Origin of the sequence: Krasilnikovia sp. MM14-A1259, from assembly GCF_047159535.1 — a bacterium.
Classification (GTDB): domain Bacteria; phylum Actinomycetota; class Actinomycetes; order Mycobacteriales; family Micromonosporaceae; genus Actinoplanes.
The window spans coordinates 4,207,546-4,231,038 of the sequence record NZ_BAAGAJ010000002.1; the positions used below are offsets into that span (position 1 = coordinate 4,207,546).

The 23,493-nt window shown below is 72.0% G+C and carries 22 protein-coding genes and 1 tRNA gene; 8 read left to right on the top strand and 15 right to left on the bottom strand.

The window, feature by feature from the left end; genetic code table 11:
* Positions 1 to 10: 10 nt before the first annotated feature.
* Complete coding sequence (locus ACMCNK_RS18970; protein ID WP_412737734.1) at positions 11 to 679, bottom strand: hypothetical protein; 669 nt, start codon at positions 677 to 679, stop codon at positions 11 to 13.
* 103 nt (positions 680 to 782) lie between these two features.
* On the opposite strand from ACMCNK_RS18970, the gene ACMCNK_RS18975 reads away from it, so the two are divergent.
* Positions 783 to 3,035, top strand: a complete 2,253-nt coding sequence (locus ACMCNK_RS18975; protein ID WP_412737735.1) for an AAA family ATPase — start codon at positions 783 to 785, stop codon at positions 3,033 to 3,035.
* On the opposite strand, the gene ACMCNK_RS18980 is transcribed toward ACMCNK_RS18975, so the two are convergent.
* The 4 genes from ACMCNK_RS18980 to ACMCNK_RS18995 all read right to left on the bottom strand — a co-directional run bounded on the left by ACMCNK_RS18980 (position 3,032) and on the right by ACMCNK_RS18995 (position 6,424).
* The gene (locus ACMCNK_RS18980) at positions 3,032 to 3,460 is read right to left on the bottom strand and encodes a DUF3263 domain-containing protein (protein WP_412737736.1); all 429 of its coding nucleotides are present in this window, start codon (positions 3,458 to 3,460) and stop codon (positions 3,032 to 3,034) included. The two genes, ACMCNK_RS18975 and ACMCNK_RS18980, sit on opposite strands and share 4 nt — an antisense overlap.
* Before the next feature lie 111 nt (positions 3,461 to 3,571).
* Positions 3,572 to 4,582: an ABC transporter permease subunit gene (locus ACMCNK_RS18985; protein ID WP_412737737.1), complete on the bottom strand. Its 1,011-nt coding sequence runs from the start codon at positions 4,580 to 4,582 to the stop codon at positions 3,572 to 3,574.
* Entirely contained in the window at positions 4,579 to 5,574 is a 996-nt protein-coding gene (locus ACMCNK_RS18990) for an ATP-binding cassette domain-containing protein (RefSeq protein WP_412737738.1), read from the bottom strand. Before ACMCNK_RS18990 ends, ACMCNK_RS18985 begins: the two co-directional genes overlap by 4 nt.
* A gap of 64 nt (positions 5,575 to 5,638) precedes the next feature.
* Positions 5,639 to 6,424 (bottom strand): DeoR/GlpR family DNA-binding transcription regulator, encoded by a 786-nt coding sequence (locus tag ACMCNK_RS18995; RefSeq protein WP_412737739.1) that lies wholly within the window; start codon positions 6,422 to 6,424, stop codon positions 5,639 to 5,641.
* A 190-nt stretch (positions 6,425 to 6,614) separates the two neighbouring features.
* On the opposite strand from ACMCNK_RS18995, the gene ACMCNK_RS19000 reads away from it, so the two are divergent.
* The 3 genes from ACMCNK_RS19000 (at position 6,615) to nagA (ending at position 9,611) form a co-directional block, all read left to right on the top strand.
* Positions 6,615 to 7,541, top strand: coding sequence for an SIS domain-containing protein (locus ACMCNK_RS19000; RefSeq protein ID WP_412737740.1), 927 nt, complete (start codon positions 6,615 to 6,617; stop codon positions 7,539 to 7,541).
* A gap of 13 nt (positions 7,542 to 7,554) precedes the next feature.
* Positions 7,555 to 8,481, top strand: a complete 927-nt coding sequence (locus ACMCNK_RS19005; protein ID WP_412740912.1) for an ROK family protein — start codon at positions 7,555 to 7,557, stop codon at positions 8,479 to 8,481.
* A gap of 86 nt (positions 8,482 to 8,567) precedes the next feature.
* Positions 8,568 to 9,611: an N-acetylglucosamine-6-phosphate deacetylase gene (gene nagA / locus ACMCNK_RS19010; protein WP_412740913.1), complete on the top strand. Its 1,044-nt coding sequence runs from the start codon at positions 8,568 to 8,570 to the stop codon at positions 9,609 to 9,611.
* A 23-nt stretch (positions 9,612 to 9,634) separates the two neighbouring features.
* On the opposite strand, the gene ACMCNK_RS19015 is transcribed toward nagA, so the two are convergent.
* The 4 genes from ACMCNK_RS19015 to ACMCNK_RS19030 form a co-directional block, all read right to left on the bottom strand.
* Positions 9,635 to 10,333, bottom strand: a complete 699-nt coding sequence (locus tag ACMCNK_RS19015; RefSeq protein ID WP_412737741.1) for a nucleotidyl transferase AbiEii/AbiGii toxin family protein — start codon at positions 10,331 to 10,333, stop codon at positions 9,635 to 9,637.
* A gap of 12 nt (positions 10,334 to 10,345) precedes the next feature.
* A complete protein-coding gene (locus ACMCNK_RS19020; RefSeq protein ID WP_412737742.1) occupies positions 10,346 to 10,669 on the bottom strand; it encodes a hypothetical protein in 324 nt (107 codons plus the stop codon).
* 58 nt (positions 10,670 to 10,727) lie between these two features.
* Complete coding sequence (locus tag ACMCNK_RS19025) at positions 10,728 to 11,462, bottom strand: phosphatase PAP2 family protein (RefSeq protein ID WP_412737743.1); 735 nt, start codon at positions 11,460 to 11,462, stop codon at positions 10,728 to 10,730.
* An 81-nt stretch (positions 11,463 to 11,543) separates the two neighbouring features.
* A complete protein-coding gene (locus ACMCNK_RS19030; protein WP_412737744.1) occupies positions 11,544 to 12,818 on the bottom strand; it encodes a trypsin-like serine peptidase in 1,275 nt (424 codons plus the stop codon).
* Positions 12,819 to 12,943: 125 nt separating this feature from the next.
* Between ACMCNK_RS19030 and ACMCNK_RS19035 the strand changes: the two genes are divergently transcribed.
* A complete protein-coding gene (locus ACMCNK_RS19035) occupies positions 12,944 to 14,164 on the top strand; it encodes a DUF4032 domain-containing protein (RefSeq protein ID WP_412737745.1) in 1,221 nt (406 codons plus the stop codon).
* 19 nt (positions 14,165 to 14,183) lie between these two features.
* Here ACMCNK_RS19035 and ACMCNK_RS19040 read toward each other — a convergent pair whose 3' ends face one another.
* Positions 14,184 to 15,992 carry a potassium channel family protein gene (locus ACMCNK_RS19040; RefSeq protein ID WP_412737746.1) on the bottom strand — a complete coding sequence of 603 codons (1,809 nt, stop codon included), beginning with the start codon at positions 15,990 to 15,992 and terminating at the stop codon, positions 14,184 to 14,186.
* A gap of 306 nt (positions 15,993 to 16,298) precedes the next feature.
* Between ACMCNK_RS19040 and ACMCNK_RS19045 the strand changes: the two genes are divergently transcribed.
* On the top strand, positions 16,299 to 17,900 hold the full coding sequence (locus tag ACMCNK_RS19045; RefSeq protein WP_412737747.1) for a diguanylate cyclase: 1,602 nt from the start codon (positions 16,299 to 16,301) through the stop codon (positions 17,898 to 17,900).
* 5 nt (positions 17,901 to 17,905) lie between these two features.
* Here the strand turns inward: ACMCNK_RS19045 and ACMCNK_RS19050 are convergent, their stop codons facing one another.
* Together ACMCNK_RS19050 and ACMCNK_RS19055 are read right to left on the bottom strand one after the other, a co-directional pair.
* A complete protein-coding gene (locus ACMCNK_RS19050; protein ID WP_412737748.1) occupies positions 17,906 to 18,415 on the bottom strand; it encodes a GNAT family N-acetyltransferase in 510 nt (169 codons plus the stop codon).
* A 46-nt stretch (positions 18,416 to 18,461) separates the two neighbouring features.
* The gene (locus tag ACMCNK_RS19055; RefSeq protein ID WP_412737749.1) at positions 18,462 to 18,845 is read right to left on the bottom strand and encodes a hypothetical protein; all 384 of its coding nucleotides are present in this window, start codon (positions 18,843 to 18,845) and stop codon (positions 18,462 to 18,464) included.
* Positions 18,846 to 18,939: 94 nt separating this feature from the next.
* Between ACMCNK_RS19055 and ACMCNK_RS19060 the strand changes: the two genes are divergently transcribed.
* A complete protein-coding gene (locus ACMCNK_RS19060) occupies positions 18,940 to 20,013 on the top strand; it encodes a hypothetical protein (RefSeq protein WP_412737750.1) in 1,074 nt (357 codons plus the stop codon).
* Positions 20,014 to 20,044: 31 nt separating this feature from the next.
* On the opposite strand, the gene ACMCNK_RS19065 is transcribed toward ACMCNK_RS19060, so the two are convergent.
* Both ACMCNK_RS19065 and ACMCNK_RS19070 read right to left on the bottom strand, forming a co-directional pair.
* A complete protein-coding gene (locus tag ACMCNK_RS19065; protein ID WP_412737751.1) occupies positions 20,045 to 20,365 on the bottom strand; it encodes a hypothetical protein in 321 nt (106 codons plus the stop codon).
* Between the two features lie 127 nt (positions 20,366 to 20,492).
* Positions 20,493 to 20,569 (bottom strand) — tRNA-Thr (locus tag ACMCNK_RS19070).
* Positions 20,570 to 20,789: 220 nt separating this feature from the next.
* On the opposite strand from ACMCNK_RS19070, the gene ACMCNK_RS19075 reads away from it, so the two are divergent.
* The gene (locus ACMCNK_RS19075; protein WP_412737752.1) at positions 20,790 to 21,875 is read left to right on the top strand and encodes an ABC transporter ATP-binding protein; all 1,086 of its coding nucleotides are present in this window, start codon (positions 20,790 to 20,792) and stop codon (positions 21,873 to 21,875) included.
* Between the two features lie 49 nt (positions 21,876 to 21,924).
* Here the strand turns inward: ACMCNK_RS19075 and ACMCNK_RS19080 are convergent, their stop codons facing one another.
* Positions 21,925 to 23,487 (bottom strand): PQQ-binding-like beta-propeller repeat protein, encoded by a 1,563-nt coding sequence (locus ACMCNK_RS19080; protein ID WP_412737753.1) that lies wholly within the window; start codon positions 23,485 to 23,487, stop codon positions 21,925 to 21,927.
* Between the last annotated feature and the right edge of the window lie 6 nt (positions 23,488 to 23,493).

Consider the following 23,493-nt stretch of genomic DNA (forward strand, 5'->3'; position numbering starts at 1 on the left):
GCCCCGGCCGTCAGCAGCCCTGGCGGTCGGTGAAGCGGAACTGCAGGGGCTCGGCCATTCCCGCCTGCACGAGCGCAACCTTGTCGTCCTTCATCGTGAACAGCAGCGCGTAGTCGCCCGTGGGGACCAGCCAGGCGCTGGCGCCGGACCAGTCGTCGAGCTGCTTGCCCCGCGGGTACCCGCGCTTGACGTCGGCCACGGCCGTACCGATCTTGGGGCCTTGCGCGGTGGTCACTCCGGCCGATACGCCCAGGTAGAGCAGCCGGCCCTTGAAGAACACCAGCGTGGGCGAGTGGTACTTGGCCAGGCCGATGGCGCCCGAGTAGCCGGTGCACGACTTCGCCGTGGGCGGGCGGGTGAGCAGCCCGGCGGACTTCAGCGTCTCCTCGGGCACCCCGATCTTGTACGGCCCGAGGCCGCCCGCGCTGATCGTGGAGTCCTCGGTCGTGGGCTGCGGGGCGCCGCTGCGGTTCGCGGTGCCGTCCGGGTTCTTCGAGAACGCGGGCTTCGCCGTACCGGTGGCGTCGGGTGGGGTGGGCTCGGGGGTGCCGACGCCCGCCTCCGGTGGCGCGGACGCGGTGACGGCCGGAGCCGGTTTCGGGGCGTCGTGGGAGCAGGCGGCCACCGCGAGCAGGGCGAGGGCGGCGACGGCGAGGACGGTGGGGCGGCGGTGCCTCATGGGGGGTGCCTCCGGGCGGACGAGGGGTGCGGGGCGGGCTACGACGAGCCGGTCGGCGATAGCGTGTCAACCTAGTCGCTCACGCAATCCGGAGGCTCTCGCGGTGCCAGACGATCTCACCCTGACCGTCACGTTGCGGCCGGCGGCCCTCGATGCCCGCCGCGGCATCGTGCGGCTGCACCCCGAGGTGATGGCCGCGCTCGCGGTCCGCCCCGGCGACCCGCTGCGGCTGACCGGCACACGGACCACCGCGGGCCTCGCCGCGCGCGCCGAACCGACCGCGAGCCGGGCCCTGCTCTACGCCGACGACCTCACGCTGGGCAACCTCGGCATGCGCGACGGCGGGCAGGTGACGGTCACCCCGATCCCGGTGACCGAGACGCGCGGGGTGACCCTCGCCGGGCCGCCCGAGATCGTCGCCGTGGTGTCGCCGGAGATGCTGCGGCTCGCACTGCTCGGCAAGGTGGTCACCGCGGGCGACGACGTGTCGCTGCTGCCCCAGGACGTCATGCCGGACGCCGCGCACCGGTCGCTGGTCGAGGCGGCGCGGCGCAGCCTGGCCAACCGGGTCGGCTACGCGTGGACGAGCACGCTTCTCACGGTGGTCGCGGTCGACGGCGCCGACGCGGGCCTGGTCACGATGGACACGGTGGTGGGGTGGGAGGGCGGGCACTTCTCTTCCGTACGGGGAACCGCCTCCACCGCCGCGGCGCCGGCGCACGGACCCGCCTCGACCGATCCCGAGGTGCCGCCGCCCAGCATCGACGACCTGCCCGGGCTGAAGGCTCAGGCGCAGGAGCTCACCGAGCTGCTGGATCTCGGCTTCCACCACCGGGAGGTGCTGGGCCGGCTCGGCACGACCGTGTCGCTGGGCGTACTGGTCTCGGGACCGGCCGGATCGGGCAAGTCGGCGCTGGTCCGCGCGGTCGCGGCCGGGGTCGGCGCCCGGGTGCTGCCGGTGTGGGCGCCGGAACTGGCCGCGCTGACCAACGACGCCGCGGCCACCCGCCTGCGCAATCTGGCCCAGGACGCCCGGACGGGCGCCCCGCACGGCAGCGGACCCGGTGACCGCGCCGACGCGACGGCAGCGCCGTCCGTGGTGCTGATCTCGGACGTGGAGGCGCTCGCCCCGCGGGAGCAGCCCGGCCCGCTGGCCACGGTGTTCCGGCAGGTGCTCGCGGCGACGCTCAAGGCCGGCGTGGCCGTCGTGTGCACGACCAGCCGTCCGGAGTCCGTGGACCCGTCGCTGCGTGACCCGGACCTGCTCGCGGTGCAGCTGGCCGTACCTTTGCCGGATGCGGCGATGCGGCGCGAGCAGCTCGGCGTCCTGACCCGCGGCATGCCGCTCGCCGAGGACGTGCGCCTGGACGACGTGGCCGGGCGTACTCCGGGTTTCGTGGCGGCCGACCTCGGTGCGCTGGCGCGTGAGGCCGGGGTGCGTGCGGCGCTGCGGCAGAAGGACGCCCAGTCGCCCACGGTGACGATGACGGACTTCGAGGCGGCGCTGGACGTGGTGCGCCCGACCTCCATGGCCGAGTCCACTCTGGAGGTCGCCGCGGTGACCCTGGACGACGTCGGCGACATGGCCGAGACCAAGCAGGTCCTCACGGAATCGGTGCTGTGGCCGCTGACATATCCGGACACGTTCGCCCGGCTCGGCGTGCAGCCGCCGCGCGGCGTGCTGCTGTACGGCCCGCCCGGCTGCGGGAAGACCTACCTGGTCAAGGCGATCGCCGGCACGGGCAAGGCGAACGTGCTGTCGGTCAAGGGTGCGGAACTGCTCAGCAAATGGGTGGGCGAGAGCGAACGGGCGGTCCGGGAGCTGTTCCGCCGGGCCCGGGAGGCCGCGCCGACGCTGGTCTTCCTGGACGAGGTGGACGCTCTGGCCCCGACCCGCGGGCAGGCCACCGACGGGGGCACCACCGACCGGGTGGTGGCCGCGCTGCTCACCGAGCTGGACGGCGTGGAGGCGCTGCGCAACGTGGTGGTCATCGGCGCGACGAACCGCCCCGACCTGGTCGACCCGGCGCTGCTACGCCCCGGCCGCCTGGAACGGCTGGTGTACGTGCCGCCGCCGGACGCGGACGCCCGTACGGCGATCCTGCGGGCCGCGGCCCGGTCGGTGCCGTTGGATCCGGCGGTGGATCTGGCCGCGCTCGGTGCCGACCTGGAGGGCTTCTCCGCGGCCGACTGTGCCGCGCTGATCCGCGAGTCGGCGCTGGCCGCGATGCGGGAGTCGCTGGAGGCCACCACGGTCACCGCGGCACACGTGGCGACGGCCCGGCGACGCGTCCGCGCGTCCCTGGACGCCGCCCAGGTCGCGTGGCTCGCGGCGTACGCCGAGAAGGTGGGCTAGCGGCGGCGGGTGCGGGCCCGGGCCGAACGCAGGCGGCGCAGCCGCCCGATGAGGACCGGGTCCTGCTCTAGGGCGGCCGGATTGTCCAGCAGCCCGTTGAGGACCTGGTAGTAGCGGGTGGCGGAGAGCCCGAACGCGTCCCGTACGGCCTGCTCCTTGGAGCCCGCGTGTTTCCACCACTTGCGTTCGAACGCCAGGATCTGCTCCTCCCGCTCGGTGAGGCCGGGGGCCCTGGTGGGCGCGTCGGAACCGACCTGTGCGGGAATCGGCGCGGCGGCCTCGACCGGCGCGAGGCGCGGGCCGGGCGCCTGAGCGGGGGTGGGCGCATCGGCCGGGGCCGGCGCCTCGACGCGAGGGATGGGCACGCGCTGTGCTTCCACAGCGGAGGTTTCGTGGACGTCCGGGGTCTCGGCGGGTGGCTGCATGGGCGCTCCTCGGGGTGGTCGGAGAGCACGCACAAACGTACGAAGGGATCGCCAGCATAGTGGCAGCCGGCGATCCCTTCGCACGGGCGGCGCGCACGCCGCGAGGTTACCTCACGTAACGTCGCGACTACGGATAGTCCACATCGCTGCCCCCACAACGAGGGCGACGACCGCGACGAACACCCCGCCCGCCATCTGCCACGTGATCGTCAGCGTCTCCGGCCGGCAGAACTGCCCGACCGCCGAGCTGCAGGCGTTGTAGTGCTCCAGTTTGACCTGCTTGTTCAGCCACGCCTCGGTCCACACCGGGATCAGGTAGAGCTCGGCGAACTTGACGTCGGCCACGGCGAGCACCGTGGCCAGCCCGAACTGGAACAGCACGATCACGCCCACCACGACACCCATCGCCATGGCGGTGTGCCGGCCCAGCGAAGCGAGCGCGAAGCCGAGCGCCGCCGCGACGAGGACGAGCACGAGCGCGCGGACCTCCAGCAGCGCCAGGGACAACCAGGACCCCGCGGTCATCCCGGCCGTACTGCCCCGCAGCACCGCGATGAGCTGGAACACCATCGTCCAGACGAGCGACGCCACGACCGCGAGGGCGGCCGTCCCGGCCAGCAGCGCGGCCAGCTTGGTACCCAGCACCCGGATCCGCTGCGGGCGCCAGAGCAGCAGGTTCATCATGCCGCCGCTGGTCCATTCGGCGCCCACGAAGGACGCGCCGACGACGAACGCGCCGACCGCCAGGATCGCCGCCAGCACGGTCACCATCTCGGGGAAACCCTTGTGGAAGTCGAAGGTTCCCGGCATGTACCACTGGTAGTCGAAGTCCTCGGGGCTCGGCGGCGTGATGCCGAGGCAGTCCGGCGGGAAGTTCGGGGCCTCTGGCGTACCGTGCGCCGCCTGGCACTGCTGCCGCTGTTGGTCGGTGTCCCGCACCGCCTGCTCGTAGTCCTGCTCGGCGCGGGCCTGGGCCCGGGCGACCTCGGCCCGCCCGACCTTCTGGTTGGTGACGAACATGCCGATCGCGATCGCCGCGAGCACCAGGAGGCAGCCGACGACCATCACCTTCGTGAACCGGCGCTTGCCCAGGCGCCGGGTCTCCGCGCGGAACAGGCTCACTGGTCGCCCCCACCCTGGGCCTGGCCGGCCGGAGCCAGCACGTTGTCGTCCACCTGGCGATGCTGGCCGTCCACCGGCGCGGTGCCGGTGAGTTCGAGGAAGACGCTCTCCAGGTCGGCCGTGACCGGGGTGAGCTCGCTGACGTACAGCTCGCGCTGCGCCAGCACACGGGTGATCTCGGCGGGCTTTGCCAGGCCGGTGACCATCAGGTGCCCGGACTCCACCTGGACCTGCGCGCCGTTGGCCGCCAGCGCCTCGGCGGCGGCGGGCAGGTCGGCGTCCGACTCGACCCGGACGCGGACCGCGCCGGGGGCGTGCTGGGCGAGGACGTCGGCGACCGTACCGGCGGCGACCCGGCGGCCGGCCGCGATGATGGTCACCGAGTCGCAGATGAGCTGGATCTCGCCGAGGATGTGGCTGGACAGCACCACGGTCATGCCGGATTCGGCAAGGTTGCGCATGAGCGTACGCATCTCCCGGATGCCGCCCGGGTCGAGGCCGTTGGCCGGCTCGTCCAGGATGAGCAGCTTGGGGTTCTTCAGCAGCGCGGAGGAGACCGCGAGCCGCTGCTTCATGCCCAGCGAGTACGTCTTGACCCGGTCCTGGGCCCGGTCGCGCAGGCCGACCAGTTCCAGCACCTCGTCGACCCGCTGCTGGTCGACGCCGCCCGCGTCGGCCAGCAGGGACAGGGTGTCGCGTGCGGTGAAGTTGCCGAAGAACTGCGGACTCTCCACGATCGCCCCGACCTGGCCCGCGACCTCGGGCAGGGCGGCGGGTACCTCACGGCCGAGCAGCGTCATACGGCCGCCGTTCGGCCGGATGAGCCCGAGCAGCGTACGCAGCGTGGTGGTCTTGCCGGAGCCGTTCGGCCCGAGGAAGCCGTGCACCTGGCCCGCCTCGACGAGCATGTCGAAGCCGTCGAGGGCCTTCCGCACCCCCTTCCGGCTGCGGTAGGTCTTCTGCAGACCCGCTATCTCCAGGACGGCGGTCACGCCGCACCTCCCCGTGTCATGGGATGTTCGGCGTCACCCTAGGTGGTCTTCGCCAACTGTCAATTCAGGCGCAGATGACCTGCACGCCGGCCTCGTCGAAGCGCTGTACCACCGACGCGGGCGCACCGGAATCGGTGACCAGTGTCTCGATCTTGCCGATCGGGCAGATCCGGGCGAACGCGTGTCCGCCCAGCTTGGAGGAGTCCGCGATGACGACGACCCGTTTGGCGCGCGCCACCATGAGACTGTTCATGGCCGCCTCGCCCTCGTGGTGGGCGGCCGCGCCGAGGTCCACGTCCAGCGCGTCGACGCCGAGCAGCACGATGTCGAGCGTGACCTCCTTGAGCAGCGCGCCGCCGAGCGGGCCCACCAGCTCGAAGGATTGCGGACGCACCACGCCCCCGGCCACCACGATCTTCATCCGGGAACGGACGAGCAGCTCGTTCGCGATGTTCAGGGCGTTCGTGACGACCGTGAGCTGGGCGCCGTCGCCGACGGTGTTGAGGTCCGGGCGTACCGCCAGGGCCCGGGCCACCTCGGTCATGGTGGTGCCGCCGTTGAGCCCGACGACCGTACCGGGGACCACGAGCTTGGCGGCGGCCTCGCCGATCCGCTGCTTCTCCGCCGAGTGCTTGGCGCTCTTGTAGCGCAGCGGCAGGTCGTACGAGACGCCGTTGGCGACCGCCCCGCCCCGGGTCCGGGTGATCATCTGCTGCTGGGCCAACTGGTCGAAGTCACGCCGGATCGTGGCCTGGGACACGTCGAGACGCCCGGCCGCATCCTCGACGCTCACCCGCCCGCTCTCGGCCAGTAACTCGAGCAGGGCATTCCACCGCGCGTACCGGTCCACCCGAGCCTCCCCGTTGCACGTTCCGTGATAAGAGTGTGCACATTAGTGCGCGAAAACTCACGAAGCAAAGAGGGTGCCTGCGCGAATACCCTCGGTGCATTGCCTCAGAGGCGAGCATCTGCGCAGAATGACGCTCGAAAGAACGTCGTACCGAACGCTTCTGCGCAAACGGCGGCCGTAAGGACATGCGATGACCCACGTCAAGGCGGAGATCGCCAGCCAGCCCGACTGCTGGCGCCAAGCCGCCAAACTTGCCGCCGACGCCCCCGGCCTCCCCCGGTCCGGCGAACGGGTGGCCGTCGCCGGCTGCGGCACCTCCTGGTTCATGGCCAAGGCGTACGCGGGCCTCCGCGAGAGCGCCGGCCACGGCGAGACCGACGCGTACCAGGCGTCGGAGTTCCCGCTCGAACGCCGATACGACCGGGTCGTGGCGATCACCCGCTCCGGCACCACCACCGAGATCCTCGACCTGCTGGAGAAGCTGCACGGCCGCTGCCCCACCACGGTCATCACCGCCGACTCCGGACAGGCCGCGGCCACCCTGGCGACCGACGTGATCGGGCTGGACTTCGCCGACGAACTGGCCGTCGTGCAGACCCGGTTCGCCACCACCGCGCTGGCCCTGCTCCGCGCGCACCTGGGCACCGACATCGAAGGCATCGCCTGCGACGCCGAAGTCGCGGTCCGCATCCCGCTGCCGGTGCATCCCGCGCTGGCCGAGCAGATCACGTTCCTGGGCCGCGGCTGGACGATCGGGCTGGCCGAGGAGGCCGCGCTGAAGTGCCGGGAGGCCGCTTCGTACTGGGCCGAGGCGTACCCGGCCATGGACTACCGGCACGGACCCATCGCGCTCGCGGCCCCGCGCCGCGTCGTCTGGGTGTTCGGCGAGATCCCGGCCGGGCTCGTCGACGACGTCGAGGCCACCGGCGCCGCGTTCGTGCACAGCCGCTACAACGGCGGATATGCGGCCCTCGGCGCCTGGCGCGGCGGCCGGGCCCCGCTCGACCCCATGGCCGACCTGGTGGTGGCCCAGCGCGTCGCGGTCCTGCTCGCCACCAGCCAGGGATTGGACCCGGACCGGCCACCCCACCTGTCCCGCTCGGTCGTGCTCCCATGAGCGCGTGCACCCCGTGAGCGACGACGCGGTCATCGCCCTCGACGTCGGCGGCACCGGCATGAAATGCGCCGTGGTCCGCCCGGACGGCACGGTCCACCACGCCGAGCGGCACCCCACCCGGGCCGACCGCGGCCCACAGGCGGTCACCGCCGCGATTCTCGACATCGCTGCGGGGCTCGCCGAGCGGGCCGGAGCCGACGGGCTCACCCCGATCGCCGCGGGCGTCGCCGTGCCCGGGGTCGTGGACGAGGCGACCGGCACCGCGGTGTGGTCGTCCAATGTCGGCTTCCGCGACGTACCGTTGCGCAGCCTCGTCGCCGAACGGCTCGGCCTGCCCGCCGCGCTCGGCCACGACGTCCGCGTCGGCGGCCTGGCCGAGGCCCGCCTCGGCGCGGGCCGCGACGAACGGCACGTGCTGTTCGTCGCGATCGGCACCGGCATCGCCGCGGCCCACGTCGTCGACGGGCGCACGTTCGCGGGAGCGCACGGCGCGGCCGGGGAGATCGGCCACGTGATCGTGCGCCCCGGCGGCCCGCGGTGCGCCTGCGGGGCCCGCGGCTGTCTCGAAGCCATCGCGTCCGCCGCGGCCATCGGCCGCCGCTACGCGGAACTGACCGGGGAGGCCGACGCGACCGCGTTCGACGTGGCCGCCCGCGCCGCGGCCGGGGACCAGCCGGCCGCATCGGTGTGGCAGGACGCGACCGAGGCCCTGGCCGACGGCCTGCTCACCGCCCAGGCCCTGTACGACGCGGGCACGATCGTGCTGGGCGGCGGGCTGGCCGAGGCCGGCGAGGCGCTGCTCGCCCCGCTGCGCGCCGCGTGCGAATCCCGGATCACGTTCCACCGGATGCCCCGGCTCACCCGGGCGGCGCTCGGCGACACCGCCGGCTGCCTCGGCGCCGCCCTGCTCGCCCTCGACTCCGTGGCGGACCGCCCGTGACTCCCGACGTTCGTCAAGGCCCGGCCGTTGTCGAGGTCCGGGGCCGCATCGTGCGGCCCGGCGCGGTCGTTCCCGGCGTCGTGCACGTGGACGGCCCGACGATCCTGGACGTCACGGCCGCCGACTCCGGGACACCCGACGACATCATCGTGCCCGGCTTCGTGGACCTGCACTGCCACGGCGGCGGCGGGCACACGTTCACCACAGGCGACGCGGAGTCCGCGCGGGGCGCGGCCGCGTTCCACCTCGCGCACGGCACGACCACGCTGCTGGCCAGCCTGGTGAGCTCACCGTACGAGCTGATGCGCGCGGCGACCGCCGCGTTCGCGCCGCTGGTGGCGGACGGCACCCTGGCCGGGATCCACTTCGAAGGGCCCTATCTGGCGGGGGCCCGGTGCGGGGCGCAGAACCCCGCCCACCTGCGGGATCCGTCCCTGGAGGAGCTGACCGCCCTGGTCAAGCTCGGCGACGGGGCGGTGCGCATGGTGACCATCGCCCCCGAACTGCCCGGCGCGCTGGAAGCCATCGCGTACCTGGCCGGGGCCGGGGTCATCGCCGCGGTGGGACACACCGACGCCACGTACGAGCAGACCCTCGCCGGTGTGGCCGCCGGCGCGACCGTCGGCACCCACGTGTTCAACGGCATGCCGCCCGCCCACCACCGCCGTCCCGGTCCGGTGGTCGCCCTGCTCGGCGCGCGTACGGTCGTCTGCGAGCTGGTCGCGGACGGCTTCCACCTGCATCCCGGAACGCTGTCGTTCGCGGCCCACGCCGCCGGCCCGGACCGCGCCGCCCTGATCACGGACGCGATGGACGCCGCAGGCATGCCGGACGGCCGGTACGAACTGGGCGGCCAGGAGGTCGTCGTCGCGGACCGGGTGGCCCGGCTGGCCCGGGACGGCTCGATCGCGGGCAGCACCCTGACCATGGACGCAGCTCTGCGGGAGGCGGTGGCCGCGGGGATCGCCCTGCCGGACGCGTGCGCGATGGCGGCGACCACGCCGGCCCGCGCGTTGGGGCTCGCGGACCAGGTCGGCGCGCTGGAGGCCGGGATGCGGGCGGACCTGGTGGTTCTTTCCCCGGACCTGCAGGTCAAGCGAGTGATGCGCGCCGGCGCCTGGGTGCCCTGAACGCCCACGAGCGGGCGTCAAGGTCAGTCCTTCAGGTACTCGTCCCAGTCGGGTTCCGATGCGGTCGGACCGGCAATGTCGATATTGCCGGATGCCAGCCGGCGACGGATGCCGTGGGCCCAGACCAGCGCCCACCGACGCAACTCAGCGATCTGTTCGCCGGTCAGCCCGTAGTCCAAGAACCGCTGGTCGGCGCGGAGCTCCACCGCTTCCAGTCGATCCATCAGTTCCTCGACCGAGAAGCCCGGCTTGTGTGCAGCACCAAGTCGCTCAAGGTCGGTCAGGGTATATCCAGCGTCCGCCGCGGCATGCACATCGACGAAATCCCGGTGTGTGGCGCGGTCATGCAGGGCCGCGACCTTCATGCCGACCGCGTCGTCCATTGCCAGGACCGGTCCGATCTCCAACAACACCGGCGAGCCGATCGGTCCCTTCAGCAGGTCGATCTCGCAGACCCGCCCCTCGAAGGTCGTCTCCATGCGCGCCATGAGTGGCGCTGCTTCGATCACCGCCACCGCGCACCCGGCCTCCCGCAACACCTGCGCCAGCCGGTCGACGACCTCTGCCATCGGCAGGGGCGACCGGGTCACGAAGTCCAGATCCTGCGACGGCCGACAGGTCAGCCCGTGGGCGCGGATCGCATATCCACCAGCAAGAACCAAACCAAGCTTCTCGTCAGCCGTGAGCACCAGGTGGGCAAGCCGCCGATGGAACGGATCCACTGCGGGCCGCGTTCAGGCCGAGGCCAGAGCGGGAAGGCGCTTCTCCCAGATGCCGATCAGCTCCCGGGAGGTCAGGCGACGCATCTGCGGCCAATCGTGCACCAGCAGATCCCGGTTGATGTAGCGGGCGATGTCTTCACGCTGCCCGGCGTCGAACAGTGTGGTGTACAGCGCCAGCCGTTCGAGCGGATCATCCATCGAGAAGCTGGGGGATCCGGACCAGAACAGCCTGGTCGGCAGGTTCACATCGCCGCTGTCCGGGCCGTGGAACTCGTCCCAGGCGGGCACCCGGCTGGCCGCGGTGGCGAACCGTGACGGCAGGCTCTCAACGCTCACCGGAGCATTATCCAGCCGCCGCGCCGCGCCGTAAGCCCCGAGGCGCCCACGCTGTCGGTCAGGTCAGCCCTGCGGGGCGGTCCACGCCGCCGGGGAGTCGCGGCAGCGGCACGGCGTCCCACGGGACGCGGGCCATCAGGCGGGCCAGGATCAGCCCGAGCAGCAGCCCGGCGACCGAGTCGGTGATCCAGTGGAACGCCAAGTACGTCGTCGTGCAGAAGACGATCACCGGCGGCAGCAGACGCAACGCGGCCCGGGCCCGCGACGACAGCGGCCCCCGACCGTACGCGCGCAGCAGCGCACCGGCCAGCAGGGCGATCACGCCGTACCAGACCAGGGCGTTGGCGACGTGCCCGGACGGATAGCTCAGGGCGTCCTTGCCGGATGCGTACGCGTTGAACAGCACCGCCCGCTGCGGGCCGTGGAACTTCGGCGCCGCCCGGTCCAGCCACACCTTCAGCGGCCCGATCGTCAGGTACGTCAGCACGAACGCGCCCGCGCACACCAGCACCGGCCGCACCGACCGGGTCCGCCGGGCGAGCAGCAGCGCGAGCAGCCCCGCGACCGGCATCAGCACCTGACCGCCCTGGCCGAGGTAGTTGAGCACCCGGGCGGCCCAGTGCAGCGGGACGGGCTGGTGAGCGAGCGCCCAGTCGGCGACCGCCTCGTCCGCGCTCAGCAGGTGCCCGCGGGCCAGCGCGAGGGTCAGCAGCCCGAACGCCACGAGCAGGGCAGCGTCGAGCCACCAGCCGGTCACCGGCCGGACCCGGGTACGCACCGCTGTCCGCTCCACCCGGCCCACGCTACCCAGCGTGGGCTACCCGGGCCCGCCCAGCGCGGCACGGATCACAGCAGGCCAGGGCACCGGCAGCGATCACAGGAGGCCACGCAGCCGGGCGGCGAGGAGGTCCGCCCGTACGCCGGAGTTGGGGCAGCCGCCGAAGTGGTGCAGCGCCACGACCCGGTTCGTCGCGCGGGAGATCACCGGGCTGCCGGACGAGCCGCCCTCGGTGTCGCAGTAGTAGGCGACGTCCGAGTCCTTGGCGTACCCGTCGTACGTGGGGTCGGCGACCGCGCACGTGCCGGCGCGTTCCTTCAGGCCGCCCGTGATGCGGGTGGGTTCGCCCGCCGGGTGCTGCGGGATGTACAGCTCCTGGCCCTTGACGGGCCGCGCGGTCTCGAAGGCGAGGTACCCGAACTTCTGCACCCGGCTGAAGTCGTCGACCGTGAACAGCGTGTAGTCGTAGGTGCGGTTGGTCGACAACACCCGGTCACCCCACACCTTGACCGGGCGCAGCGCCGCGCCGCCGCCGCACCTGGCGCATTCGTAGTTGAACCACACCTCGGTGCCGTACGCCTCGCGGGACGACGTGAAGCAGTGGTTGTTCGTGAGCATCCGGTTCTTCGCGCCGACGCGCCAGCCGGTGCACAGTTGCGTGCCGTTGATGAGCAGGCGGGCCACGGCCCGGGACCGGGCGTACGCGACCGGGTTGGCGGAGCGGTAGCAGGCCGCCTCGGTGCTGTCGTCCAGGCCGCACACCGATTCCTCCCGGCCGGTGGTCCCGGGTCTCGTGAGCTGGGCCTCCGGGACCAGCCGCTGCTCGGCGGCGCTGAATCCGCGGGCGACGCGGTCCACGGTGACGGCGGGCCGCGACGACCGGCTGCCGCGGTACAGCCGGACGACGGCCGTGTCCCCCGTGATCGACATGGCCCAGGTGCCCGCGGCGCCGGGCGCGTCGTACCGGTACGCCTCCGCGCCGTCGGGGCTGGCCACGTCGACGTGTTCCCCCGGGCCCAGGTGCATCCGGCTGAAATGCACCTTCACGTACGTCGCCCCGGGGAAGCGGAACGTCTCCGCCGCGGCGTACCCGAGTCGGCGGTTCACCCGGACCAGGTCGCCGACCTGCTGTTGGCCCCCGACGGCCGAAGGAGGTGCCCCGGCCGGGGCTGTCGCCCCGTGGGTGTCGCGCACCGGCTGGCCGGCGGGCCGTTGGGCCGCGACCGGGGACTGGGCCACTGCCGGGGCGTCGTGCCAGGTGCCGACGCTGCGGCCCTCGCCGGACAGTGCCGTCCAGGCCAGGGCGGCGCCGGCCGCGACCAGGGTGAGGGCCGCGAGCGTCCCGACGAGGATGCTCACCCTGCGTTGCATGCCACTCCCGCCACTTGAGTCACATCAGAGACATATGGACCAACGTGGTGCTCCGGCCTGTGTAACGAACCACCTCGGGCGGCGACGCGCTGTCGCACTGGGCGTACGTGTGCAGACTGGGGGGCGTGCGCATCACCTCCGCCGTCGTCGACCCGGCGCTGCTCGATCTGCCGTGGGGGGTGCCGCTGGAGCAGTGGCCCGCGGACCACCTGGTCGCGCTGCCCCAGGGCATCTCGCGGCACGTCGTCCGCTTCGTCAAACTCAACGAGACCGTGTACGCGCTGAAGGAGACCCGCGAGCGCATCGCCGAGAAGGAGTACGACCTGTTGCGCGCGCTGGAGCGCATCGACTTCCCCGCGGTACGGGCGGTCGCCGTGGTCACGGACCGGCAGACCGCCGACGGCGAACCGCTGGAGAGTGTGCTGATCACCCGGCACCTGCAGTTCTCGCTGCCGTACCGGGCGCTGTTCTCGCACGTGTTGCGCCCCGAAACGTTGAACCGGCTGCTGGACGCGCTGGCCGCGCTGATCGTGCGGATGCACCTCACCGGGTTCGCGTGGGGCGACTGCTCGCTGTCCAACACGCTGTTCCGGCGTGACGCCGGGGCGTTCGCCGCGTACCTGGTGGACGCCGAGACCGGCAGCCTGTATCCGCGGCTCAGCGAGGGGCAGCGCCTGGAGGACATCGAGGTGCTGCGGCTCAACATCTTCGGCGAGTCCCTGGACCTGCAGGCTGCCGAGCTGCTGCACCCGTCGATCGACCCGGAGGCGGTGGTCGACGACATCGTGGCCCGCTACGAGCGGCTGTGGCACGAGGTCACGTACGAGCAGGAGGTGCCGCGCGACGCCCGGCACAACATCGAGCGGCGCATCCGCCGTCTCAACGAGATGGGCTTCGACGTCGCCGAGGTGGCCATGTCCACCATGGACGGCGGCTACCGGGTCCGCCCGAAGGTGGTCGACGCCGGCTACCACACCCGGCGGCTGCTGCGCCTGACCGGCCTGGACTCGGAGGAGAATCAGGCCCGGTCGCTGCTCAACGACCTGGACGCGTACCGGGCCGAGAGTGACCTGATCGACGAACAGCAGGCCGCGCACCGCTGGCTGACCGAGGTGTTCGAGCCGGTGGTACGGGCGGTGCCCGGGCATCTGCGGCGCAAGCTGGAGCCGCAGGAGATCTTCGCGCAGATCATCGAGCACAAGTGGCTGCTGTCGGAGCGGGCCGGCCGCGACGTCGGCATGGCGCCCGCGGTGCAGTCGTACCTGACGGAGGTGCTGGTCAAGAAGCCCGACGAGCAGGCCGTGCTGGGCGTCGAGGTCGGCTCGCTGGACGAGATTCTCGGCTAGCGCCGGTGGGCCATGTCCGCTAGTGGGCCACGTCGAGGCGGGCGTGCTCCAGCGGCGGCGGGGGCGGGGCGGCCTGTTCGGCCAGGGCCCGCAGCCCGGCCCGGCGGGCCACCACGAGCAGCCGGTCGCCCGCGACCAGCGTGTGCGACGGATCCGGCCGCCAGTCCACCCACTGCGACCCGGGGCGGGACAGGCCGAGCACCCGTACGCTGAGTGGCCGGTCCGCCTGGCGCAGCTCCCGCCCGATCAGCGGCGCGCCCGCGGCCACGGTCACCTCCGCGACCGGCAGAGCGTGCCGCTCGACCGGCAGGGTGGCCAGCACGTCGCGTTCCAGCATGGCGGCCGCGAACGCGGGCGCCACCAGCCGGGACACACTGCGCGAGGTGTTGATCGCGAACGCGCTCTGCACGCGCCGCGCAAAGTCGTCGTCGAACAGCCGCAGCACCACCCGCACGTCCCCGCGTAGCGCCCGGGCGTTCAGGGCGGCCTGCAGGTTCGTCACGTCGTCGGTGGAGACGACCACGAGCGCCTTGCACGTCTCGACGGACGCGGCGCGCAGCGTCTCCTCCAGGCCCGCGTCGCCCACGATGAACGACACTCCCAGCCGCTGGGCGATCTTCGCGCCGCGGGCGTCGGCGTTGCGGTCGATCGCCACCACGTCCAGGCCGAAGTCCTTGAGCTGCCGCAACACCCGGGTGCCCACGTTCCCGAGCCCGACCAGGACGATGTGATCCGTGTGCACCTGCCGGGTGCGGCCGTCGGCCAGCGCGAGCCGCGCGTTGACCATGCCGTCGACCACGGCCGCGGTGATCAGCGGCAGCAGCGCGAGCCCGGCGATCGTCAGCACGAGCTGGGCGGCCTGCGCGACCGCGTTGCGGTTCTCCTCCACATCGGACGACCCGACCGCGGTGAGCAGCGTGACGTACAGCGAACGCCAGAGTCCGTGCACGTGGTCGAAGTGCGCCAGCACCGCGCCCGCGACCAGCGTCACCCCCAGCGTGATCAGCACCGCCACGCCGAGCTTGCGGCTGAGTGCGCCGCGGAAGGCCCGGCCGACGACCGCGAACGGCCACCGCCGCCGCCGCGCCCGCACCAGCCGCTGGGCGGCCAGGGCCTGGCCCGCCGGGCGACCGGTGGCCTCGGCGAGGACCAGATCCTCCGGGCTCTCCGCGCCGGGTGGCGGCTCGGCCGGCAGCACGGCCACCTGCCCTTTGCTGTCGGTCGCGGTCACGGCACAGACCACATGACGTTCGTGTACGTCGGCCCGCCGCGCGAGATACAGCGTGCGACCCGCGTGCCGGAAGTAGGTCGGGGCCACCTCGCCCAGCGCGGCCGCCACGAACTCCGGCGCGGCCATCGCGGCGTCGGACATCACCGCACAGTCGGCGAAGAGGTGGCGTACGCCGTACCCGAGGCCGGAGTTGAACATGCGGATGACCAGCCGCAGATCGGGCTCGACGGCCTGGGCGCACAGCGCCGCGTGCAGGTTGACCACGTCGTCCGGCATCACCAGCGCCAGCGCCGCCGCGCCGGACAGTCCGGCCGCCCGGAACGTACGCTCGTCGAGCCGGTCCGCCCGTACCACCTTGATGTTGCGCAGCTGCCCCAGGTCGGGAACGTCGGACCGCACCCGGGTGGGTGCGATGACGGTCAGCCGGATCCGATGTCCCGAGTTCGCGAGCTCCTCCGCGAGTGTGTACACCAGGGCGTCCGACCCGCAGACCACGAAATGGGGGCGGGCGTCGTCGCCGTTCTGGCCCAGCCCGTCGCGCAGCCGGGACAACACGGATCGCCTCGCGGCGGCGTCACGCGGGGCCTCCGTACTCATGCCTGGATCGTAGTGAGGCACGCACAGTTCCGACCATCCACTCACGACACCAGGCGGGTGGATCCGCGGCCGTCGGCGCGACGACTGACGTCACGAATGACCATTATTATTCGGGTTCAAGGTCAATGATCATCGTAGGTCACGTATTCGACGCTGCGTGTCGAGATGGGCGTTTCTCCCGGTCTCAGGCACGGCTGCGACGGCCGCTCACCGCCGACGGCCCGGCGCAGGCGTCGCGCGCGGCTAAACGAACGGCTCCCCTGGCCGATGGGAAACATCAGAGGGATTGAGCCGGGGGGTGGACCGATGGGCGGCAACACGCTGGGTGCCGAGGCGGTGTCGGCTGCCCTCCTGGCGATGGAGGAGCAGTTCGTCGCGGACGCCACGGGCGGACTGGCCACCGCGGTGGAGCTGGAACAGCAGGCCGCCGCGCTGGGCGACGAGCGTCTCGTCATGCGCGCCCGGCTCTGCCGGACCAACATGGCGGTGCGGACCGGCGACATCGCGGGGGTCGCGCGGCAGGTCTACGACATCCAGCAATGGGCCGCCGAGCACGGCGACCGCAACCTGGAGGCCCGCGCCCACGGGCAGTGCGCGCTGATTCAGCGGCTGTCCGGCGACGCGGCCAAGCGCCTGGAGCACTCACTGAGCGCGGTCGAGTTGCTCGACGACACCGCCACCGTATTCACCCAGGTCAGGCATCGCATCCGGCTGGCCGATGCGCTGGCCGACACCGGCGCCATGGACGCGGCCCGGCAGCGCTACCGGCAGGCCGAGGTCCTGGCCCGGAAGGCGCACCAGTGGGAACTGCTGAACGACCTGCTCAACAACTGGGCGCACTACGAGTTCGAGAGCGGCGACTTCGTCCGGGCCCGCGAGGTCATCGCCCGGATGATCGAGCACGCCGAGGAGCGCGGCCTCCAGCTCGACCCGCCGACCCTGCACACGGTCGGCGAAGTACAGGCCGCCAACGGCGAGTACGCCGAAGCCGAGCAGACGATGCTGACGTGCATCGCCCGGTACGACGCGGGAGACTTCGAGGCCGTCGCCGACCTGGTCTATTACCAGCTCACCCTGGCCCGCGCCCGGCGCGGCCTCGGTGATCACGTACGGGCCCAGGAGAGCCTGGATGCCTGCCGCGCGCGGTGCGTCGAACTCGGCATGCAGGAAGTCCTGGTCCAGGTGCACGAGGAACAGGCCGACCTGCATGCCGCCCGGGGCGACCATGTCGCGGCGTTCGCCGAACTGAAGGTGTTCATCGCCGCCCGCGAAAGCCTGCGCTCGCAGGAACGGGAGGCACAGGCTCAGGCCCGGCAGGCGATGTTCGAGACCACCGAAGCCCGCGAGGAGGCCGAACGCTTCCGCGAGCAGGCCCGCCGCGACCCGCTGACCGGCCTGCGCAACCGCCGCTACGTCGACGAGGAACTGCCCGCCCTGATCGCCGGCGACCCCGGCCTGAGCCTGGCGATCGCGGACATCGACTACTTCAAGCGGATCAACGACCAGCTCTCCCACGACACCGGCGACCAGGTGCTCGAACAGGTCGCGCAGCTGCTGGAGATCGGTCTGGCCGCGGCCGTCCCGGGCGGGTTCGTCGCCCGCCTCGGCGGGGAGGAGTTCCTGCTCGTCCTGCCCGCCACCCCCCTCACGGACGCGGCCACCACGCTCGACAGCATCCGTGCGGCCATCGGCGGACACGATTGGCACGACATCACCCGGCATCTGCCCGTCACCGTCAGCATCGGTGTGGCCTCGGTCCGCCAATGCTCGCCGCCCAGCCAGTCCGCCGCGTTGGCCACCGCCGACCGCAACCTCTACGCCGCCAAGCACGAGGGACGCAACCGCGTCGTCGCGGGTCTGTCACGGGAGCGCCTTCCCCGCGCCTACCGCGACCGCGACGTCGCCTGACCACCTCAGCCCGAACAGGCCGGCAGGAGAAGCTTCTCCATCACGCGGGTGGGGCGGGCCTTGGCGCGGTCCGGGCGCAGATCGATCTGCCGGTAGCCCAGTGCTTCCCAGAACGGCAACGCCTCGGCATTCGCCACAAGGACACCGAGCCGTACGGCTGTGGCGCCGTCGGCCCGGAAACGGTCCTCGACCGCGGCGACGATCGCCCGTCCGTACCCTTGGCGCCCGACCCGTCCGTCGACCAGCAGCAGCCCGATCCATGGGTGACCGTCGATCGGGTGGCGCAGCAGCAGTTGGGCGAAGCCCACGACCCGGCCTTCGCCGTCCCGGCCGACGACGGTCTCGCACCCGTCGGCCTCCGCGTCCTCGCGCAGCATCACCTCGACCGCAGCCCGGGACATCGCATCAGGGTCCTGGTCCCCGCTCGACCGCCAGTACTCCGGCTGGGACCGGCAGATGTCGACGAGGCTGTCCAACTCGGCGCCGGTCAGCGTCGCCCGGGTCAAGGTGATCATCGAAGAAGGCTAGCGGAGGCCCGGTGGGCGAACTGCGTGGATCAACTCACGCGCCGTCGACGCTGTGCGGGCGGCGGCGCCTGCGCCAGGCGCGGGCGATGACGAGGTAGAGGACCGCGTTGGCGACGGCGCCGAACATGATGAACGGCAGCCACCAGGTGAGGCTGTACTCGTCGGGGTCGGCATCCGTCAGCCCGGTCATGTAGGGAAGTGCGAGCGCAACACTGCCGGCCAGACCGCTGAGGACCGCCAGGGGCGCGAGAACGAGCGCTGCAATGCCGACGGGCGACAGCAGGCTCGGTTCGTACGACGCGGCGAACGTGACCGCGGTGGCCACGACGACGTACCCGCCCACCACGAACGGGCGCCAGCGCTTGAGCGCCGCAGTGGTCCGGGAGGCGGTCTCGATCATGGTCAGGGAGTTCACCACGCCCACACCACACGTACGGTCGGCTGTTCGTCCCCTCCCGCGCGCGGGCCGGGCAGATTCTCATCATCGTGGGCTCACGACCGATGAGACTGCGGTGAACCGTCTCGGGTTGAACGGCAGTGCGGCCGACGCTGAGCAGTTGTCCGCTGCGCTGCTGGCGCTGGAGGACCGGGTCATCGTCGACGCCACCGCCGGGTACGCCATCGCGGTGGAGCTCGAACGGCAGGCCGAGGCTCTGGGCGACGAGGCCCTGCTCATGCGGGCCCGCCTGTGCTGGACCGACATGCTCCGGCGTACCGGCGACGTCCCGGGAGCTGCCCGGCAGATCAAAGGCATCCAGGCGTGGGCGCGTAAACACGGTGACCGCCGGTTGCAAGCGCGTGCCCATCTGGTGCGGGCGAACATCGAAAGAATGGCCGGCCACGCGGCCAGGTTCCTGGCGCATTCCGTGAGCGCGGTCGAGCTGCTCGACGAGGCGGCCACCGCACACATGCAGATCTGGCACCGTGTCAGGCTGGCCGATGCGCTGTCCGAGAACGGAGACATCGAGGCGGCACGGCCGCATTACCGGCAGGCCGAAGAACTGGCCCGGCAGCTCCACGAGTGGGAACGGCTCACCGTGGTGCTGAACAACTGGGCCTACGCCGAGTACGAGACCGGTGACTTTCCGCAGGCGGGGCGGATCGCGCGGCGGATGCAGGACAACGCCGTGGCGCGCGGCTACCACCTCGATGCGGACGCGCTGGAAACGATCGGCGCAATCCAGATCACCAACGGCGAGTACGCCGAGGCGGAGCAGACGCTTCAGGTGTGCATCGCCCGCTGCAAGGGTGCCGGGCCAAATGACGCGGAGGAACTGGCCGAGTACCTGCTGACACTGGCCCGGGCTCAGCGCGGGCTCGGCGCGACCGGCCGGGCCCTGGCGACCCTGCACGACGCGCATCTGCAGTGCACCGGACGTGACCTGCGGCAACTTCTGGTCCGGGTGTATCAGGAGAAGGCCGAGCTGCACGCCATCCGCGGTGAGCACGCCGAGGCACTCGCCGCGCAGGAGGCCTACATCGCCGCCCGGGGAAGCCTGCCCTCCCCGCAGCGAACGCCCGTGCGCTCCGCCCTGCGCGCGATCTTGCGAACCCACCGGGGATCCAACGGGATGTCTGCCGGATAGTCGATGGCCGACGCCCTCGCCAACACGGCGATCAGATCACGAACAGGAATCCGCCGACCGCGCCGGCTGCGAGCAGCACGAACGGAGCGGCGCTCCACCAACGGGTGCCTGGCAGCAGAAATCGCCACGCCACAGACGGTGCCACGATCAGCAGTACCAGCAACAGCACGTAGGCGACGGCCAATGCCGGCTCGCGGTGATCGCCCGGCCATGGGTGGATCGCCCACACGGCCGCGATGAACGAGCCGGCTGCGCCGATCCAGCACAGCACGGTGGCGGCGAGGGAGCCCAGCACCCGGAGGAGCAGGCCGAGTACCCGCCAGGCGTAGCCGCTCGGGTCCTCGTCGTGCACGCCGCGATGGTAGACCTGGACCCGATCCAGTAGCGCCAGTTTGGAAGATCGTCCCGCCAAATCGTCACTGCGGGTAAGCGAAACGCCGCGGTCGGAGGTAGACCGAGCTTTCGCGGGTCTGTGATGGTGGAGCCCCCGGTCGGAATCGAACCGACGACATCTCGCTTACAAGGCGAGTGCTCTGGCCAACTGAGCTACAGGGGCATGCGCCCTGAAGCATAGCCGCTCCGGGCCCTCCGCCCGCGCCCCCGCCCGCGCCTGCCCAGCCCCAGGTCCACCTGATGGCACAGGACCTTGGCAGGTGAGGCGATTTGACCTACCGTGACGGTCAGCGAGCCTGCCTCATCTTCGGACGGGGTGGGCTCATGTTCCTCCACTCGGATCGTCCGGCACGTTCCTGCCGGTGGAAAGGAAGCGCTTCACCATGGCTACGGTCACCTACGAAAAGGCCTCCCGGATCTATCCCGGTCAGGAGCGCCCCGCGGTCAACGAGCTCAACCTCGAGATCGGCGACGGCGAGTTCCTGGTCCTCGTCGGCCCCTCGGGTTGTGGCAAGTCCACCAGCCTGCGCATGCTCGCCGGCTTGGAGGACGTCGACCGCGGGCGGATCCTCATCGAGGGCAAGGACGTCACCAACCTCCCCCCGAAGTCCCGCGACATCGCGATGGTCTTCCAGAACTACGCTCTGTACCCGCACATGTCGGTGTACGAGAACATGGCGTTCGCCCTGAAGCTCCGCAAGACCCCCAAGTCGGAGATCGACCGCCGGGTCAAAGAGGCGGCCCAGCTGCTTCAGCTCGACGAGTACCTTGGCCGCAAGCCGAAGGCGCTTTCCGGCGGCCAGCGCCAGCGCGTCGCCATGGGCCGGGCCATCGTGCGTGAACCGCAGGTCTTCCTCATGGACGAGCCGCTGTCGAACCTCGACGCCAAGCTGCGTGTCCAGACCCGTTCGCAGATCGCGACGCTGCAGGCCAAGCTGGGCATCACGACCGTGTACGTGACCCACGACCAGGTCGAGGCCATGACGATGGGCCACCGGGTGGCGGTCATGCTCGACGGTGTGCTCCAGCAGTGCGACACCCCCCGGAACCTGTACGACGCCCCGGGCAACGTCTTCGTCGCGGGCTTCATCGGGTCCCCGGCGATGAACATCAAGACGGTGCCGCTGAGCGAGTCGGGCGCCGCTTTCGGCCCGATGCTGCTGCCGCTGAGCCGTGGGCAGGTCGCGGACGCGCAGAGCGGCGGCGGGAAGGTCACGATCGGCTTCAGGCCGGAGGCGACCGAGCTGGTGGCCCCGACCGCGGGCGGGATGCCGATCGTCGTCGACCTGGTCGAGGACCTGGGCTCGGACGCGAACGTGTACGGCCATGCGGCTCTGGACGGCGGCTCGGAGCGCTTCGTCGTCCGTACGGACCGGCGGAGCATGCCGACGATGGGCGAGACGGTGTTCATCCGGCCGCAGCCGGACAACGTGCACGTCTTCCACGCCGGCACGGGCGTACGTATCTGATCTGAGATGTCTCGAAGGCCGGCCCCGCGCGGGGGCCGGCCTTCGTCGTTCAACCGGCGAACGACCGGAGCACGAAGTCCTTGTCGGCCGCGCACGCCAGCACGGTCGTGTTCCAGGCGCAGGTCGCCGACCGCACACCGCTGAGCGGGCCCAGTTCGACGCCGTCGTCGCCGAGGTGCTCCCCGGCGACCGACACGTCGTCCGGTGAGGTCGACAGCGGCTTGGCGAAGCGCAGCATGTTGCCCCCGTCGAGCCGAGCCGCGGCGCCCTCACGGGTCCACCGGACCGTTCCGTCCGCGCCCAGCAGGCTGACCTGCGCGGGCGACGTGTCCTGCGCGGCGAGCAGCGAGTCGCCGACGGGCACCAGGTTGCCCGTGTCGGCGAGTGGGCGCTCCCAGCGCCGCCCGCCCTCGGCCGCATTCACGGCGACCACGCGCGCGGTGTGCGCGTCGGAGTTGGTGGTCTGCACGAAGCAGACTCCGTCGGCGTCGCACGGGGTGAGGTGCGTGAACCGGGTGTTCGTGTCCGGTGCGGTGTAGAGCACCCGCGGCTCGCCCAGCTTCGCCAGGTCGTACGCGACGATCCGGCGGGCGTCGTCCGACTCGGCGACGATCAGCCGGCCGTCGTACGCGAGCACCTGGTCATCGGGGTCGGCGACGCTCTGCCGCGGCAGTGACAGGACTTTCCCGGTGGCCGCGTCGATCACCCTGGCCGAGCGGTCCGCGCCGATCTGGACGATGTGCTCGTCGCCGTCGAGTACCGGGGCGATCGGAAGGCCCGCGGCCGTGGCCGGCCCGCCGAGGTCGTCGGGGGTGCCGGCCGGGTAGACGGCGGTGTCGTCCGAACCGGACGGGGCGGCGGGGTCCTTCAGTTCCCAGCGGACCTTGCCGCCGCCGCGGGTCTCCAGACCGACGAGCCGGTGTTGGTTCCGGTCCACGAGCACCACCGTGTCGTCGGCGAACAGCAGGCCGTCGTCCTCGCCGACGGTCCGCTGCCAGAGCAGGTCACCGGTGCCGGGGTCGAGCAGCACCAGCCGGCGCTGGTCGTCGTCCGCGGCGGACAACGCGACCAGGGCATCGGGCAGCGCGACGAGGCGCTCCCAGTCCTCGGCGCTGCCCGGGGCGGTTTTGGCCCACAACCGGGTGCCGGATTGGGTGTCGGCGGCGACGATGCCGAGCACGCCGTCGTCCGACACGCTGGCAAGGTACGCCCGATCGTCACGCACGGTGGCGGTGATGAAATGGCCGCTGAAGGGCACGGCCGGGGCCACCCGGCGGGGCTCGCCGAGGGCGTGGTAGTCCAGCGCCCGGTAGCCGGGCCAGAACACCACGGCGAGGGTGGCGCCCGCACCGAGCACGATCGCGGTGGCGGCGGCCACCAGCCAGAACCACTTCTTCCGGTACGCCGGGACCGGGCGCTCTCCACGCTCGTCCGGCCAGGTGTCCGGAAGCGGGACGGGGTGGGAGTCTGCTCCGCCCGGCGCGAATGCGGTGGCCTCGCCGTCCGCCCAGGGGTCGACCGGCTCGGCATAGTCCGGCTCCGGCCCGGGCCGCGCAGCATCGATGGATGGGGTACCAGGGCCGGCATCCTGGGTGAAGCCGGGGTCCGTCATGCTGCT